Source organism: Streptococcus mitis (genome assembly GCF_000960025.1).
GTDB lineage: Bacteria > Bacillota > Bacilli > Lactobacillales > Streptococcaceae > Streptococcus > Streptococcus mitis_DH.
The window spans coordinates 213028-229102 of sequence record NZ_JYGQ01000004.1 but is presented as its reverse complement, the minus strand read 5'-3'; the positions used below and the strand labels follow the sequence as shown (position 1 = coordinate 229102).

The 16075-nt window shown below is 40.4% G+C and carries 12 protein-coding genes; 10 read left to right on the top strand and 2 right to left on the bottom strand.

Annotated elements, in window-relative coordinates; translation table 11 throughout:
- Positions 1–8: 8 nt before the first annotated feature.
- From rsmH to TZ91_RS07880, 5 genes are all read left to right on the top strand, one after another.
- Positions 9–959, top strand: coding sequence for a 16S rRNA (cytosine(1402)-N(4))-methyltransferase RsmH (gene rsmH, locus TZ91_RS07900; RefSeq protein WP_000159402.1), 951 nt, complete (start codon positions 9–11; stop codon positions 957–959).
- 11 nt (positions 960–970) lie between these two features.
- On the top strand, positions 971–1288 hold the full coding sequence (ftsL, locus tag TZ91_RS07895) for a cell division protein FtsL (protein ID WP_020903428.1): 318 nt from the start codon (positions 971–973) through the stop codon (positions 1286–1288).
- A 3-nt stretch (positions 1289–1291) separates the two neighbouring features.
- Positions 1292–3544 (top strand): penicillin-binding protein PBP2X, encoded by a 2253-nt coding sequence (pbp2x, locus tag TZ91_RS07890; RefSeq protein WP_000872180.1) that lies wholly within the window; start codon positions 1292–1294, stop codon positions 3542–3544.
- A 1-nt stretch (position 3545) separates the two neighbouring features.
- Positions 3546–4526 (top strand): phospho-N-acetylmuramoyl-pentapeptide-transferase, encoded by a 981-nt coding sequence (gene mraY / locus TZ91_RS07885; RefSeq protein ID WP_033686394.1) that lies wholly within the window; start codon positions 3546–3548, stop codon positions 4524–4526.
- 334 nt (positions 4527–4860) lie between these two features.
- Entirely contained in the window at positions 4861–6966 is a 2106-nt protein-coding gene (locus tag TZ91_RS07880; RefSeq protein ID WP_033686396.1) for an ATP-dependent Clp protease ATP-binding subunit, read from the top strand.
- Positions 6967–7024: 58 nt separating this feature from the next.
- Here TZ91_RS07880 and TZ91_RS07875 read toward each other — a convergent pair whose 3' ends face one another.
- Positions 7025–7507, bottom strand: coding sequence for an S-ribosylhomocysteine lyase (locus TZ91_RS07875; RefSeq protein WP_023946639.1), 483 nt, complete (start codon positions 7505–7507; stop codon positions 7025–7027).
- Between the two features lie 94 nt (positions 7508–7601).
- Complete coding sequence (locus tag TZ91_RS07870; RefSeq protein ID WP_033686398.1) at positions 7602–9086, bottom strand: DUF1846 domain-containing protein; 1485 nt, start codon at positions 9084–9086, stop codon at positions 7602–7604.
- A 152-nt stretch (positions 9087–9238) separates the two neighbouring features.
- On the opposite strand from TZ91_RS07870, the gene TZ91_RS07865 reads away from it, so the two are divergent.
- The 5 genes from TZ91_RS07865 to TZ91_RS07845 all read left to right on the top strand — a co-directional run bounded on the left by TZ91_RS07865 (position 9239) and on the right by TZ91_RS07845 (position 16074).
- Positions 9239–10846 carry a glycoside hydrolase family 13 protein gene (locus TZ91_RS07865; RefSeq protein WP_033686400.1) on the top strand — a complete coding sequence of 536 codons (1608 nt, stop codon included), beginning with the start codon at positions 9239–9241 and terminating at the stop codon, positions 10844–10846.
- A 195-nt stretch (positions 10847–11041) separates the two neighbouring features.
- Entirely contained in the window at positions 11042–13000 is a 1959-nt protein-coding gene (locus TZ91_RS07860; RefSeq protein WP_033686402.1) for a peptide ABC transporter substrate-binding protein, read from the top strand.
- 189 nt (positions 13001–13189) lie between these two features.
- Complete coding sequence (gene cpsA / locus TZ91_RS07855) at positions 13190–14635, top strand: LCP family glycopolymer transferase CpsA (protein WP_033686403.1); 1446 nt, start codon at positions 13190–13192, stop codon at positions 14633–14635.
- A 6-nt stretch (positions 14636–14641) separates the two neighbouring features.
- Entirely contained in the window at positions 14642–15373 is a 732-nt protein-coding gene (cps4B, locus tag TZ91_RS07850) for a capsular polysaccharide biosynthesis protein Cps4B (RefSeq protein ID WP_033686405.1), read from the top strand.
- 8 nt (positions 15374–15381) lie between these two features.
- Positions 15382–16074, top strand: a complete 693-nt coding sequence (locus TZ91_RS07845; RefSeq protein ID WP_033686409.1) for a CspC family polysaccharide chain length determinant protein — start codon at positions 15382–15384, stop codon at positions 16072–16074.
- Position 16075: the final 1 nt, after the last annotated feature.

Below are 16075 nucleotides of genomic sequence, written 5' to 3'. Positions count from 1 at the left end.
GATAAGATATGACAAAAGAATTTCATCATGTAACGGTCTTACTCCACGAAACGATTGATATGCTCGACGTAAAGCCTGACGGTATATACGTTGATGCGACTTTAGGTGGAGCGGGCCATAGCGAATATTTATTAAGTAAATTAAGTGAAAAAGGCCATCTCTATGCCTTTGACCAGGACCAGAATGCCATTGACAATGCGCAAAAACGTTTGGCACCCTATATCGAAAAAGGGATGGTGACTTTTATAAAGGATAACTTCCGTCATTTACAGGCACGTTTGCGCGAAGCTGGTGTTCAGGAAATTGATGGAATTTGTTATGACTTGGGAGTGTCTAGTCCTCAATTGGACCAGCGTGAGCGTGGTTTTTCTTATAAAAAGGATGCGCCACTAGACATGCGCATGAATCAGGATGCTAGTCTGACAGCCTATGAGGTGGTGAACCACTATGACTATCATGACTTGGTTCGTATTTTCTTCAAGTATGGTGAGGATAAATTCTCTAAACAGATTGCGCGTAAGATTGAACAAGCTCGGGAAGTCAAGCCAATCGAGACAACGACTGAGTTAGCAGAAATTATCAAATCTGCCAAACCTGCCAAGGAACTCAAGAAAAAGGGCCATCCTGCCAAGCAGATTTTCCAAGCTATTCGAATTGAAGTCAATGATGAACTGGGAGCAGCAGATGAATCCATCCAGCAGGCTATGGAGATGTTGGCTCTAGATGGTAGAATCTCAGTGATTACCTTTCATTCCTTAGAAGACCGCTTGACCAAGCAATTGTTCAAGGAAGCTTCAACAGTGGAAGTTCCAAAAGGTTTACCCTTCATCCCAGATGATCTCAAGCCCAAGATGGAATTGGTATCCCGTAAGCCAATCTTGCCAAGTGCAGAAGAATTAGAAGCCAATAACCGCTCGCACTCAGCTAAGTTGCGCGTGGCCAGAAAAATTCACAAGTAAGAGGGGAAAAGATGGCAGATAAGAAAGAAACAACCAGTCAATTCTTGCAGAATCGTATAAAAAAATTCTCACGTGTGGAGAAGGCTTTTTATCTTTCCATCGCTTTTACGGCTCTCGTTTTAGCAGTGAGCATTATCTTTATGCAGACACGACTCTTGCAAGTGCAAAGTGATTTAACAAAAATCAATGCGCAGATAGAGGAAAAGAAGACAGAGCTCGATGATGCTAAGCAGGAAGTGAATGAATTGATTCGTTCAGAGCGCTTGAAAGAGATTGCAGATAAAAAAGATTTGAAATTGAATAATGAAAATATCCGAACAGCGGAGTAAGATATGAAATGGACAGAAAAAATAACCCGATTTGCGATAAAAAATCGTAAATCTCCAGCAAAAAACCGTAGGATAGTTGGCAAGTACCTCAGCTTTGTAGCTGTTGCCCTTTTCGCCCTCTTTTTGGCTAATTTTGCGTATATTATCGCAAAAGGTAATATATTTGGTACTGACTTGGTAAAAGAGGCTAAAAAGGTTCACCAAACAACTCGAACAGTACCTGCCAAACGCGGAACTATCTATGACCGAAATGGAGTGCCTATCGCTGAAGATGCGACCTCTTATAACGTCTATGCTGTTATTGATAAAAAATACAAGTCAGCAACGGGTAAAATTCTTTATGTAGAGGATTCGCAGTTTAATAAGGTAGCTGAAGTCTTCCATAAGTATTTGGATATGGATGAAGCTTATGTGAAAGAGCAATTAGCTCAACCAAATCTAACTCAAGTTTCCTTTGGTGCAAAAGGAAATGGGATTACCTATGCCAATATGATGGCGATTAAAAAAGATTTGAAAGATGCTAGTGTGGAAGGGATTGACTTTACAACTAGCCCTAACAGAAGTTACCCAAATGGCCAATTTGCTTCTAGTTTTATTGGTTTAGCCCAACTCCATGAAAATGAGGACGGCAGTAAGAGTTTATTAGGAACCTCTGGTCTAGAGAGTTCGTTAAATACCATTCTTGCGGGGACAGACGGTATTATTACCTATGAAAAAGACCGTGTAGGAAATATCGTACCAGGTACAGAACAGGTATCGCAACAAACTGTGGATGGCAAGGATGTTTATACAACATTGTCTAGCCCGCTCCAATCTTTCATGGAAACTCAGATGGATGCCTTTCTACAAAAAGTAAAAGGTAAGTATATGACCGCGACCTTGGTCAGTGCAAAGACCGGTGAAATCCTCGCTACCACCCAACGACCTACCTTTAATGCAGATACTAAAGAAGGAATCACTGAGGACTTTGTTTGGCGTGATATTCTTTATCAAAGTAATTACGAACCAGGATCAACCATGAAGGTCATGACGTTAGCTTCTTCTATTGATAACAATACCTTCCCAGGTGGAGAATACTTCAATAGCAGTGAATTAAAAATAGCGGATGCGACGATTCGAGATTGGGACGTTAATGAAGGTTTGACCGGTGGTGGTATGATGACATTTTCTCAAGGATTTGCTCACTCAAGTAATATTGGGATGACACTTCTTGAGCAGAAAATGGGTGATGCTACGTGGTTGGATTATCTAAACCGCTTTAAATTTGGGGTTCCAACTCGTTTTGGTTTGACAGATGAATATGCAGGACAACTTCCAGCTGACAATATTGTTAATATTGCTCAGAGTTCATTTGGACAAGGGATTTCAGTAACTCAGACGCAAATGATTCGTGCCTTTACAGCCATTGCCAATGATGGCGTCATGTTAGAGCCTAAATTTATTACGGCCTTGTATGATCCAAATGATCAAACCGTTCGTAAATCTCAAAAAGAAATCGTAGGAAATCCCGTTTCGAAAGATGCAGCTAGCCAAACTCGTACTCACATGGTCTTGGTAGGAACGGATCCTAGATATGGAACTATGTACAATCATAGTACAGGAAAAGCAACTGTCAATGTTCCAGGTCAAAATGTAGCCCTCAAGTCTGGTACAGCCCAAATCGCTGACGAGAAAAATGGAGGCTACTTGGTTGGTTCTACCAACTACATTTTCTCGGTTGTGGCTATGAACCCTGCTGAAAATCCTGATTTTATCTTGTATGTAACGGTTCAACAGCCTGAACATTATTCAGGTATCCAATTGGGAGAATTTGCCAACCCAATTCTTGAAAGAGCTTCAGCTATGAAAGAATCTCTCAATCTTCAATCTCCTGCTAAGAATTTAGATCAAGTGACGACAGAGTCTTCTTATGCAATGCCTAGCATCAAGGATATTTCACCTGGTGATTTGGCGGAAGCCTTACGCCGAAATATTGTGCAACCAATCGTTGTAGGTACTGGAACAAAGATTAAAGAGACTTCTGTAGAAGAAGGGACCAATCTTGCACCAAACCAACAAGTTCTCCTTTTATCGGATAAGGTAGAAGAAATTCCAGACATGTATGGCTGGAAAAAAGAGACTGCCGAGACCTTTGCTAAATGGTTGGATATCGAGCTGGAATTTGAAGGTTCAGGTTCCGTCGTTCAGAAGCAGGATGTTCGGACTAATACAGCTATCAAAAACATTAAAAAAATTAAATTAACTTTAGGAGACTAATATGTTTATTTCTATCAGTGCTGGAATTGTGACATTTTTGCTAACTTTAGTAGGAATTCCAGCCTTTATCCAATTTTATAGAAAGGCGCAAATTACAGGCCAGCAGATGCATGAGGATGTCAAACAGCACCAGGCAAAAGCTGGGACTCCTACCATGGGAGGTTTGGTTTTCTTAATTGCTTCTGTTTTAGTTGCTTTCTTTTTCGCCCTATTTAGTAATCAACTCAGCAATAATGTCGGTATGATTTTATTTATCTTGGTTCTTTATGGTTTAATCGGATTTTTAGATGACTTCCTTAAGGTCTTCCGAAAAATCAATGAGGGGCTAAATCCCAAGCAGAAATTGGCTCTTCAGCTTCTAGGTGGCGTTATTTTCTACCTTTTCTATGAGCGCGGTGGCGATATGCTTTCTGTCTTTGGTTACCAACTGCATCTAGGGATTTTCTATATTGTCTTCGCTCTTTTCTGGCTAGTCGGTTTTTCAAACGCAGTAAACTTGACAGACGGTATTGACGGTTTAGCTAGCATTTCCGTTGTGATTAGTTTGTCTGCCTATGGAGTTATTGCCTATGTGCAAGGTCAGATGGATATTCTTCTGGTGATTTTGGCCATGATTGGTGGTTTACTTGCTTTCTTTGTTTTTAACCATAAGCCTGCCAAGGTCTTTATGGGAGATGTGGGAAGTTTGGCTCTCGGTGGAATGCTGGCAGCTATCTCAATGGCTCTCCACCAAGAATGGACTCTCTTGATTATCGGAATTATTTATGTCTTTGAAACAACTTCGGTCATGATGCAAGTCGGCTATTTCAAAATGACTGGTGGCAAACGTATTTTCCGTATGACGCCTGTGCATCACCATTTTGAGCTTGGAGGATTGTCTGGTAAAGGAAATCCTTGGAGCGAGTGGAAGGTTGATTTCTTCTTTTGGGGAGTAGGGCTTCTAGCAAGTCTCCTGACCTTAGCAATTTTGTATTTGATGTAAGAATGGCACCCTGATGTTTCAGGGTGTTTTTGCTTTTTAAAAAATATTGGTCAATCAAAGTCAAATTCCTTGACCTTTTTTGACTAATGTAGTATATTATGAACGTAAGGTAAATGAAAACCTTACTAGAACACTTGTTTAAAGTAAAATAGAAAGAGGTGGGGTCTATGTTTAATCTAGAAATCTTCAGAAGTAAAGATAGTCTACTCCTGCTTGAAAAAGAAAAACCAGAAATAGTACCTAGAGTAGCGATTTAGCTAGTCTAAATTTTTTGAAACAAAGGTCAAAGATAGTCAATATAAGTAATAATAAATAACAAAAAGAGGTAAAGAATATGAATAACAACTTTAATAATTTTAACAACATGGATGATTTATTTAACCAATTGATGGGTGGTATGCGAGGATATAGTTCTGAAAATCGCCGTTACTTGATTAATGGACGTGAAGTCACACCTGAGGAATTTGCTCACTATCGTGCAACTGGTCAATTGCCAGGAAATGCAGAAGCTGATGGACAAATGAAACAACAGTCTTCAGGTATGAAACAAGACGGTGTCCTTGCAAAACTAGGTCGAAACTTGACTGCAGAAGCGCGTGAGGGCAAGCTGGATCCTGTTATCGGACGAAACAAGGAAATTCAAGAAACATCTGAAATCCTCTCACGCCGTACCAAGAACAATCCTGTTTTAGTCGGAGACGCAGGTGTTGGTAAGACAGCCGTTGTCGAAGGCTTAGCACAAGCTATTGTGAATGGTGATGTTCCAGCTGCTATTAAGAATAAGGAAATTATTTCCATTGATATTTCTGGACTTGAAGCTGGTACTCAATACCGTGGTAGCTTTGAAGAAAACATTCAAAACTTGGTAAACGAAGTCAAAGAAGCTGGAAATATTATCCTCTTCTTCGACGAAATTCACCAAATTCTTGGTGCTGGTAGCACAGGTGATGGTCAAGGGTCTAAAGGTCTTGCTGATATCTTGAAACCAGCTCTTTCACGTGGAGAATTGACAGTGATTGGCGCAACTACTCAAGATGAATACCGTAATACTATCTTGAAAAATGCAGCCCTTGCTCGTCGTTTCAACGAAGTGAAGGTTAATGCTCCATCTGCTGAAGATACTTTCAAGATTCTTCAAGGTATTCGAGATCTTTATCAACAACACCACAATGTTATTTTGCCAGATGAAGTCTTAAAAGCTGCCGTTGATTACTCTGTTCAATATATTCCACAACGTAGCTTGCCAGATAAGGCTATCGATCTTGTCGATGTTACGGCGGCTCACTTGGCAGCTCAGCATCCAGTAACAGATGTTCATGCTGTTGAACGTGAAATTGAGGCAGAAAAAGACAAGCAAGAAAAAGCAGTTGAGGCAGAAGATTTTGAAGCAGCTCTAAACTATAAAACACGCATTGCAGAATTGGAAAAGAAAATCGAAAACCATACAGAAGATATGAAAGTGACTGCAAGTGTCAACGATGTGGCTGAATCTGTAGAACGTATGACGGGTATTCCAGTATCTCAAATGGGGGCTACGGACATCGAACGTTTGAAAGATATGGGTCATCGTTTGCAAGATAAGGTAATCGGTCAAGATAAGGCCGTTGAAGCAGTAGCAAAAGCTATCCGTCGTAACCGTGCTGGTTTTGATGAAGGTAACCGTCCAATCGGTAGCTTCCTCTTTGTAGGTCCTACTGGTGTTGGTAAGACAGAGCTTGCTAAGCAATTGGCGCTTGATATGTTTGGAACCAAGGATGCGATCATCCGTTTGGATATGTCTGAATACAGTGACCGCACAGCCGTTTCTAAGCTAATCGGTACAACAGCTGGTTATGTGGGTTATGATGACAATAGCAATACCTTAACAGAACGTGTTCGTCGCAATCCATACTCTATCATTCTCTTGGATGAAATTGAAAAGGCTGACCCTCAAGTCATTACCCTTCTCCTCCAAGTTCTAGATGATGGTCGTTTGACAGATGGTCAAGGAAATACAGTAAACTTCAAGAACACTGTCATTATTGCGACCTCAAATGCTGGATTTGGCTATGAAGCCAACTTGACAGAAGATGCGGACAAGCCAGAATTGATGGATCGTTTGAAACCTTACTTCCGTCCAGAATTCCTTAACCGTTTCAATGCTGTCATCGAATTCTCACACTTGAGCAAAGAAGATCTTTCTAAGATTGTAGACCTTATGTTGGTTGAAGTTAACAAGACGCTTTCTAAGAAAGACATTGACTTGGCAGTGAGCGAAGCTGCTAAAGAATACATGACTGAGGAAGGCTACGATGAAGTCATGGGTGTTCGTCCACTCCGTCGTGTGGTTGAACAACAAATCCGTGACAAAGTCACAGACTTCCACTTGGATAACCTTGATGCTAAACACCTAGAAGCTGACATGGAAGATGGTGTTTTGGTCATTCGTGAAAAAGCCTAAATCAAGATTTTGAAAATAAAAAAAGGAACCAGTTCAAAAGCTGGTTTCTTTTTTATTATTAGATGACATGACGTTCAAAGGCATCGTCAGAGATTCCTTGTTGGAGAATCAATTTTGCCCATTCTTTAGCTGAAAAGAGGCTGTGATCCTTGTAGTTTCCGCAAGATTCGATGGTTGTTCCAGGGACATCTTCCCAAGTGGTAGTTTCAGCGATTTCTTTCAGCGAATCCTTGATAACTGCTGCAATCTCAGCGCTAGTATGACGTCCCCACATAATCATGTGGAAGCCTGTACGGCACCCAAATGGTGAACAGTCAATCATGCCGTCAATGCGGGTACGGATGAGTTTTGCCAAGAGGTGCTCGATAGTGTGAAGGCCAGCAGTAGGGATAGAGTCTTCATTGGGTTGCACTAAGCGAATATCATAATTGGAGATGATGTCTCCCTTTGGCCCTGTTTCTTCCCCAATCAAGCGAACATAGGGTGCTTTAACAATGGTGTGGTCAAGTTCAAAACTTTCAACAATAACTTCTTTTGACATGGTAAATCCTTTCAGTTTTCTCCTTTCATTATAACACAAAGCTGGCTCTTGAGACATAGAGAAAACCTCTCCGAGAGTGGAGAGGTTCAAATCTTTATTTACGATACAAGCGGTCGTATTGGTAGTAAGGGTCAAAGGTTACATTGATGCCCAATTTGCGAAGGACATTCTTGTCTTCATCGGTTAAGATGATGGTTGAGTGGGCTTCGCTTCCTTTGAGGTTGCCAAGTTCTTCCATAGCGCGGGCAGCATCAGGATTTTCTGTAGCTGTGATAGCAAGTGCAATCAGGATTTCATTTGAATGAAGGCGTGGATTGCGGCTACCGAGATGATCGATTTTAAGACCTTGGATTGGCTTAACAACTTCAGGTTCGATTAGTTTTACTTCTTTAGCGATGTCAGCTGATTTCTTGATGGCGTTGATCAAGGCAGCTGCTGTAGGGCCAAAGAGTTCTGAGTTCTTACCTGTGACGATTTCCCCACTTGGCAATTCAAGGGATAGGGCTGGTCCACCAGTTTCTTCTGCTTTTTGACGTGCAGCAACAGCAACCTTACGGTCTGCAGGTGTGATGCCGAGATCGTTCATGAGCAACTCAATTTTCTTGACAGCAGCTTCGCCAACTTTTTCGGCTTTAAAATCAAGAACAGTTTGATAGTAGCGGCGGATGATTTCTTGTTTAGAAGCTTCGATAGCAGCCTCATTATCTATAATGGCAAAACCAACCATGTTGACCCCCATATCTGTCGGAGAAGCGTATGGAGACTCTCCGAGGATACGTTCTAACATGCGCTTGAGCACTGGAAAGATTTCGATATCACGGTTGTAGTTGACAGTGGTTTCTCCATAGGTTTGGAGATGGAAGGGGTCGATCATGTTGACATCATCAAGGTCTGCTGTGGCAGCCTCGTAGGCCAAGTTGACCGGGTGATGAAGGGGAAGATTCCAAACTGGGAAGGTTTCAAATTTAGCGTAGCCAGACTTGATACCATTGATTTGGTCGTGGTACATATTGGACATACAGGTTGCTAATTTTCCAGAACCAGGTCCAGGAGCGGTTACGACGATCAAGTTGCGACTGGTTTTGATGTAGTCATTTTTCCCCATACCTTCTGGAGAAATGATGTGATCCATATCCGTCGGATATCCTTTGATTGGATAGTGAAGATAAGAATCAATTCCGTTTTTCTCAAGTTGGTTGCGGAAGGCATCTGCAGCTGGTTGACCAGCGTACTGTGTGATGACAACGGAGCCAACAAAAATTCCCAATTCATTGAATTTGTCAATCAGACGAAGAACTTCTTGGTCATAAGAAATGCCCAAGTCACCACGTGCTTTGGAATGTTCGATGTTGTTAGCATTAATGGCAATTACAACCTCGACTTGCTCTTTCAATTCTTGCAAGAGCTTGATTTTGTTGTCAGGCTCATAACCAGGAAGAACACGAGCAGCGTGAAAATCTTCTAACATTTTGCCACCAAACTCCAAGTAGAGCTTGCCGTCAAATTGGTTAATGCGCTCCAAAATGTGGTCGCGCTGTAGATTCAAATATTGTTCAGAACTAAAAGCTTGTTTTTTCATTTTTTTACCTCTGACCTCTATTATAATAAAAAAATGGAAGTTAGGAAACTATGGAGTAAAAAAAGGAATCAAAAAGATTAGGCAAACGCTTGCATAAAAATCTGAAAAGCGCTATCATAGACTGTAGATTATTAAAATAATGAGGTAAGAAGATGCAAGAAAAATGGTGGCACAATGCCGTAGTCTATCAAGTTTATCCTAAGAGCTTTATGGATAGCAACGGAGATGGAATTGGCGATTTGCCAGGAATTACCAGTAAGTTAGACTATCTAGCCAAGTTAGGAATTACAGCGATTTGGCTTTCTCCAGTTTATGACAGCCCTATGGATGATAATGGCTATGATATTGCTGATTATCAAGCGATTGCAACGATTTTTGGAACCATGGAGGATATGGACCAACTGATTGCGGAAGCTAAGAAGCGTGATATTCGTATCATCATGGACTTGGTGGTCAATCATACCTCAGATGAACATGCATGGTTTGTCGAGGCCTGTGAAAATCCTGACAGCCCTGAGCGAGACTACTATATCTGGCGCGATGAACCCAACGACCTAGATTCTATCTTTAGTGGATCTGCTTGGGAATATGATGAAAAGTCAGGTCAATACTATCTCCACTTTTTCAGTAAGAAACAGCCGGATCTTAACTGGGAAAATGAAAAACTTCGTCAGAAAATTTATGAGATGATGAACTTCTGGATTGATAAAGGCATTGGTGGTTTCCGCATGGATGTCATTGACATGATTGGGAAAATTCCTGACGAGAAAGTAGTCAATAATGGTCCTATGCTCCACCCTTATCTCAAGGAGATGAATCAGGCGACCTTTGGAGATAAGAATCTCTTGACAGTAGGAGAGACTTGGGGAGCAACTCCAGAGATCGCTAAGCTCTACTCTGATCCAAAGGGGCAAGAATTGTCTATGGTCTTCCAGTTTGAACATATCGGTCTTCAGTATCAGGAAGGTCAGCCTAAATGGCACTATCAAAAAGAGCTGAATATCGCTAAGTTAAAAGAGATTTTCAACAAATGGCAGACAGAGTTAGGAGTTAAGGATGGCTGGAATTCGCTCTTCTGGAACAATCATGACCTCCCTCGTATTGTCTCAATCTGGGGAAATGATCAAGTATACCGCGAAAAATCTGCCAAAGCCTTTGCAATATTGCTTCATCTCATGAGAGGGACTCCTTATATCTACCAAGGTGAGGAAATTGGGATGACAAATTATCCGTTTGAAACGCTGGAACAAGTAGAAGATATTGAATCCCTCAACTATGCGCGTGAGGCTCTTGAAAAAGGCGTTCCGATGGAAGAAATCATGGACAGTATCCGTGTCATTGGTCGTGACAATGCCCGTACCCCTATGCAATGGGACGAGAGCAAAAACGCTGGTTTCTCAACAGGTCAACCTTGGTTGGCAGTGAATCCAAACTATCAAGCAATCAATGTTCAAGAAGCGCTGGCAAATCCAGAATCTATTTTCTATACTTATCAGAAACTGGTTCAAATCCGTAAGGAGAATAGCTGGCTGATTCGAGCTGACTTTGAACTATTGGAAACAGCTGACAAGGTCTTTGCCTATATCCGTAAAGATGGCGACCGTCGCTTCCTAGTTGTGGCCAACTTGTCCAATGAAGAGCAAGACATGACAGTAGAAGGAACAGTCAAATCTGTCTTGATTGAAAACACCGTGGCTCAAGAAGTTTTTGAAAAACAAATCTTGGCTCCATGGGATGCTTTCTGTTTGGAATTACTATAGACATTTTTTACAGAAAAATTTAAAATTGAAATCGTATAAAAACAAGGGAGGACTGTATGAAAGTCAGAAATCCTTTGTTTTTTTATGACTAAGGTTTATAAACTTTCATTCTAGAAATTCAATTAACTTTACAAATTTCCAATATTTTGGTAAAATAAACATATGTTACAAAAACTAACATGAAGGAGAAAGAAGATGACTACAAAAAAGCGTGTACTTAGTGCAGGCCTGACTTTTGCGGCTGCTTTGCTTTTAGCTGCTTGCGGACAATCAGGTTCAGATACAAAAACTTACTCATCAACCTTTAGTGGAAACCCAACTACATTTAATTATTTATTAGACTACTACGCTGATAATACAGCTATTATTACTAACCTAGTTGATGGTTTGCTTGAAAATGACAATCACGGAAACTTAGTTCCGTCTTTGGCAGAAGACTGGTCTGTTTCAAGCGACGGTCTGACTTATACCTATAAACTGAGAAAAGATGCCAAATGGTTCACGGCTGACGGTGAAGAGTACGCCCCAGTCAAGGCCCAGGATTTTGTGACAGGTATCAAGTACGCAGTGGATAATAAATCCCAGGCCATTGACTTGATTCAAAACTCGATCAAGGGCTTGAATGATTATATTACAGGAGCGGATTCTGACTTTTCTAAGGTTGGAGTGAAAGCCATTGACGACCAGACTGTTGAGTATACTTTGGCGCGCCCAGAACCTTACTGGAACTCAAAAACAACCAATAGTATTCTTTTCCCAGTAAACGAAGAGTTTTTAAACTCAAAAGGGAAAGATTTTGGTAGCCTATCTCCAGATAGCATTCTCTACAGCGGACCTTATTTGTTAAAAGATTTCACATCAAAATCATCTATCGAGTATGTGAAGAATCCGCATTACTATGATCATGACAAAGTATCGATTGAACACGTGAAATTGGCTTATTTTGATGGTTCAGACCAAGAATTGACCATCCGTAACTTTGAAAGTGGAGCTTATTCTATCGCTGGGGTTTATCCAAATAGTTCTAACTTTGCTAAGACCAAGGAGAAATATAAGGATAATATCGTCTATAGCTTGCAGGACAAGACTTCTTGGTATTTCAATTTCAACGTCAACCGTAAGGCCTACAATCACACTGCTAAAACGACAGATGAGCAGAAGAAGTCAACTGAGACAGCTGTCTTGAACAAAAACTTCCGCCAAGCGGTGAACTTTGCCTTGGACCGTACAGCCTATTCTGCTCAGTCAAATGGGGAAGAAGCAGCTAGCAAGACCCTTCGTAACACCCTAGTGCCTCCTACATTTGTCCAAGTTGGAGACAAGACCTTTGGAGAAGTAGTTGCTTCTAAATTGGTCAACTATGGCACAGAATGGTCAGATATTAACTTGGCAGATGCTCAGGATGCCTATTTCAACAAAGAAAAAGCCCAAGCAAAATTTGCGGAAGCTAAAAAAGAATTGGCAAGTCAAGGTGTGACTTTCCCAATTCACTTGGATGTTGCAGTTGATCAGACTAGTAAAAATGCTGTGACAGGCATGAACTCAGTTAAGCAAACCCTTGAGTCGGTTTTAGGTGCTGATAACATTGTCATTGATGTTCAACAACTTTCAACGGATGATTTTAATAATGTAGCCTTTTTAGCGCCAACACCAGCTGATCGTGACTATGATTTGAACTTTGATGGTTGGGTAGGTGACTACCAAGATCCGTCAACTTATCTTAATCCTTTCAATGCAGAGGATGGATTCTACCTCAAAATCTTTGGTCTAGATGCTCAGGAAGATAAAGCTAAGATTGCTAGCTTGGGACTTGATACTTACACCAAGATGCTCAAAGATGCAGATAGCGAAAATAAAGATGTAGCCAAACGCTATGAAAAATATGCTGAAGCACAGGCTTGGATGATTGACAATTCTCTGATTATGTCAGCAATGTCAAGTGGTGGTACAGCATCTGTAACCAAAGTAACGCCATTTACAAGAGGCTATTCACTGGTCGGCATCAAGGGTGATGGCAATAACTACAAGTACATGAAACTGCAAAAAGATACTGTGACAACCAAACAGTATGAAGAAGCTAAGACTAAATGGGAGCAAGAAAGTAAAAAAGCAATCGAAAAAGCTCAAAAAGAAGCAGAAAATCATGTTAAATAAAGATGAATGAGGTTCCGTAAGGGACCTTTTTGATGTTTATATAGTAAATTTATTGATGTAATTGTTTGCAAATCAAAAAGAATGTTTCGGAAAGAAGATGAAAACGCCTTACCTAAGCGGATTTATCTCACAAGTGTATTTTTTTATGATATAATAAAATGAAATAAAAATTGATAATAGAGGTATATCGTGAGTAGATCTTCGAAGCGAGCTCGTCAGGGTAAAACAAAAATATTGATTAGTTGGGGGTTGCTAGCTATCTATGCATTACTAGCAGTCTTTTTGTTGTTTTTGATTTTCAAGTATAATATGCTAGCCTTCCGATATCTCAATATAGTGGTCACTGTCTTAATTGTAGCCTTAGCTATCTTGTGCTTCTTTTTAATTCGGTCCAAGAAAGTTCAAAATCTAACGCTGATTTTATTACTACTTGGTGTGTTAATCACTGGTACTTCTCTCTTTGCCGTAGGGCAGTTCATTGGATTTACCAGTCGTTTGAATGCAACATCGAACTACTCAAATTATTCGATGAGTATTGCAGTGTTAGCAGATAGTCCAATTGATAATATCAGTCAGGTAAGCAGTGTGATGGGACCGACTGGGACGGATAAGGATAATATCCAACAGTTGATGAATGATCTTAAGGATAGTCAAAATAAGGAATTGACTGTCGAAGAAAGTAGCTCCTATCTTGCGGCCTATAAGAGTTTGCTAGCTGGTGATACAAAGGCAATCATTCTAAACAGTGTCTTTGAAAACATTATCGAATCGGAATATCCTGACTATGCTTCAAAGATTAAGAAAATCTACACCAAAGAGTTAACCAAGACGGTTGAAACTCCAAAAGATGTCAAAGGTGACAGTTTCAACGTTTATATCAGTGGAATTGATACTTACGGTCCAATCAGTTCGGTTTCTCGGTCTGATGTCAATATCATTATGACAGTGAATCGCGAAACTAAAAAGATTCTCTTGACAACGACACCTCGTGATTCCTACGTTCCAATTGCAGATGGGGGAAACAACCAAAAAGATAAGTTGACCCATGCGGGGATTTATGGAGTAGATGCTTCCATTCATACACTGGAAAATCTCTACGGTATTGACTTGAACTATTATGCTCGTTTGAATTTCACCTCTTTCTTGAAATTGATTGATTTACTTGGTGGAGTTGATGTCTATAATGACCAAGAATTTACAGCTCATACAAATGGGAAGTTCTATCCCGTAGGAAATGTTCATCTTGATTCGGAGCAAGCTTTAGGATTTGTGCGTGAGCGTTATTCTTTGGCAGATGGAGACCGGGATCGTGGCCGAAACCAGCAGAAGGTCATTGTCGCTATTTTGCAGAAGTTAACCTCGACAGAAGCTTTGAAAAATTATGACGGTATTATAAAAGGGTTGCAAGATTCAATTCAAACTAATATGCCACTTGAAACCATGATGAATTTGGTCAATGCCCAACTTGAAAGTGGTGGAACGTATAAGATTAATTCGCAAGATCTTAAAGGAACAGGACGCATGGATTTACCATCCTATGCCATGCCTGATAGTAACCTCTATATGATGGAGATAAGTGATAGCAGTTTGGAGTCAGTCAAGGCTGCAATCAATGATGTGATGGAAGGAAAATAAGACAAAATGATTGATATTCATTCGCATATTGTATTTGGTGTGGATGATGGTCCGAAATCTAAGCAAGAAAGCAAGGCGCTTTTGACAGAAGCCTATAGGCAAGGGGTAAGGACTATTGTATCGACATCGCATAGACGAAAAGGAATGTTTGAAACTCCTGAGGAGACAATAGCAACAAACTTCCAAGAAGTTAAGGAGCTAGCTAAGGAAGTGGCTCCAGACTTGACCATTCTCTATGGAGCAGAGATTTATTATACCCATGATGTGCTCGAAAAATTAGAGAAGCAGGTAATTCCAAGTCTCAATAGAACACGCTATGCTCTTATTGAGTTTAGTATGGCTACCCCTTACAGGGAAATCCATACTGCCTTGAGCAATGTTCTCATGCTTGGGATAACGCCTGTAGTTGCTCACATTGAACGTTACCATGAATTAGAAAATAACGAAAAACGGGTAAAAGAGTTGATTGATATGGGTTGCTACACTCAAATCAATAGCTCAAGTATTTTAAAACCAAAGTTATTTGGGGATAAATATAAATTTATGAAGAAACGAGCTCGCTATTTCCTAGAGCGTGATTTGGTACATTTTGTTGCTAGTGATATGCACAATTTAGACCAAAGACCGCCTTACATGAAAGAAGCTTATGAGATTGTCTCAAAACAATACGGTGAAAGTAAGGCGAGAGAATTATTTATCGAAAATCCTCGCTTCATCTTAGCGGATCAAATTATTTAGGAGTTGACATGAAAGAAAATAAAGAAATTACAATTGATATTGTCCAATTATTTAAAATCCTTTGGAAGAAAAAAATCGCTATCATCTTGACTGCGATTGTAGCCGCTGTCCTGGCTTTCGGTGTAAGCAGTTTTGTTCTTACGCCTGAGTACTCTAGTACAACACGTATTTATGTGGTTAATCGAAATCAATCAGAAAAAGCAGGTTTGACCAACCAGGATTTGCAGGCTGGTACTTACCTGGTAAAAGACTATAAGGAAATTATCCTTTCGCAAGATGTACTGGAGAAAGTCATTTCAAATCTTAAATTAGAGAAAACAGTTAAGGCATTAAGCAAGAAGATTCAGGTAACAGTGCCTGTAGATACTCGTATCGTGTCAATTGCTGTAAAAGATGCCCAACCAGAAGAAGCGAGCCGTATCGCAAATGCTCTTCGTGAGGTTGCAGCGGAAAAAATCATTTCTGTAACTCGTGTGTCTGATGTAACAACACTAGAGGAAGCGAGACCGGCACTAACTCCATCCTCACCTAATATTCGTCGTAATACTGCGCTTGCTTTCCTAGTAGGTGGTGCACTAATGGTTGTTTCAGTCTTATTGATTGAATTATTGGATGATCGTGTCAAGCGACCAGAAGATGTCGAAGAAGTCATGCATGTCGCACTTTTAGGAATTGTTCCAGATTTGGATAAGTTAAAGTAAG

Coding starts and splice junctions, on each gene's coding strand:
- TZ91_RS07880 (WP_033686396.1), top strand. CDS start 4,861: ATGAATAACAACTTTAATAATTTTAACAACATGGATGATTTATTTAAC.
- TZ91_RS07875 (WP_023946639.1), bottom strand. CDS start 7,507: ATGTCAAAAGAAGTTATTGTTGAAAGTTTTGAACTTGACCACACCATT.
- TZ91_RS07845 (WP_033686409.1), top strand. CDS start 15,382: ATGAAAGAAAATAAAGAAATTACAATTGATATTGTCCAATTATTTAAA.
- mraY (WP_033686394.1), top strand. CDS start 3,546: ATGTTTATTTCTATCAGTGCTGGAATTGTGACATTTTTGCTAACTTTA.
- TZ91_RS07860 (WP_033686402.1), top strand. CDS start 11,042: ATGACTACAAAAAAGCGTGTACTTAGTGCAGGCCTGACTTTTGCGGCT.
- pbp2x (WP_000872180.1), top strand. CDS start 1,292: ATGAAATGGACAGAAAAAATAACCCGATTTGCGATAAAAAATCGTAAA.
- ftsL (WP_020903428.1), top strand. CDS start 971: ATGGCAGATAAGAAAGAAACAACCAGTCAATTCTTGCAGAATCGTATA.
- cps4B (WP_033686405.1), top strand. CDS start 14,642: ATGATTGATATTCATTCGCATATTGTATTTGGTGTGGATGATGGTCCG.
- rsmH (WP_000159402.1), top strand. CDS start 9: ATGACAAAAGAATTTCATCATGTAACGGTCTTACTCCACGAAACGATT.
- TZ91_RS07865 (WP_033686400.1), top strand. CDS start 9,239: ATGCAAGAAAAATGGTGGCACAATGCCGTAGTCTATCAAGTTTATCCT.
- TZ91_RS07870 (WP_033686398.1), bottom strand. CDS start 9,086: ATGAAAAAACAAGCTTTTAGTTCTGAACAATATTTGAATCTACAGCGC.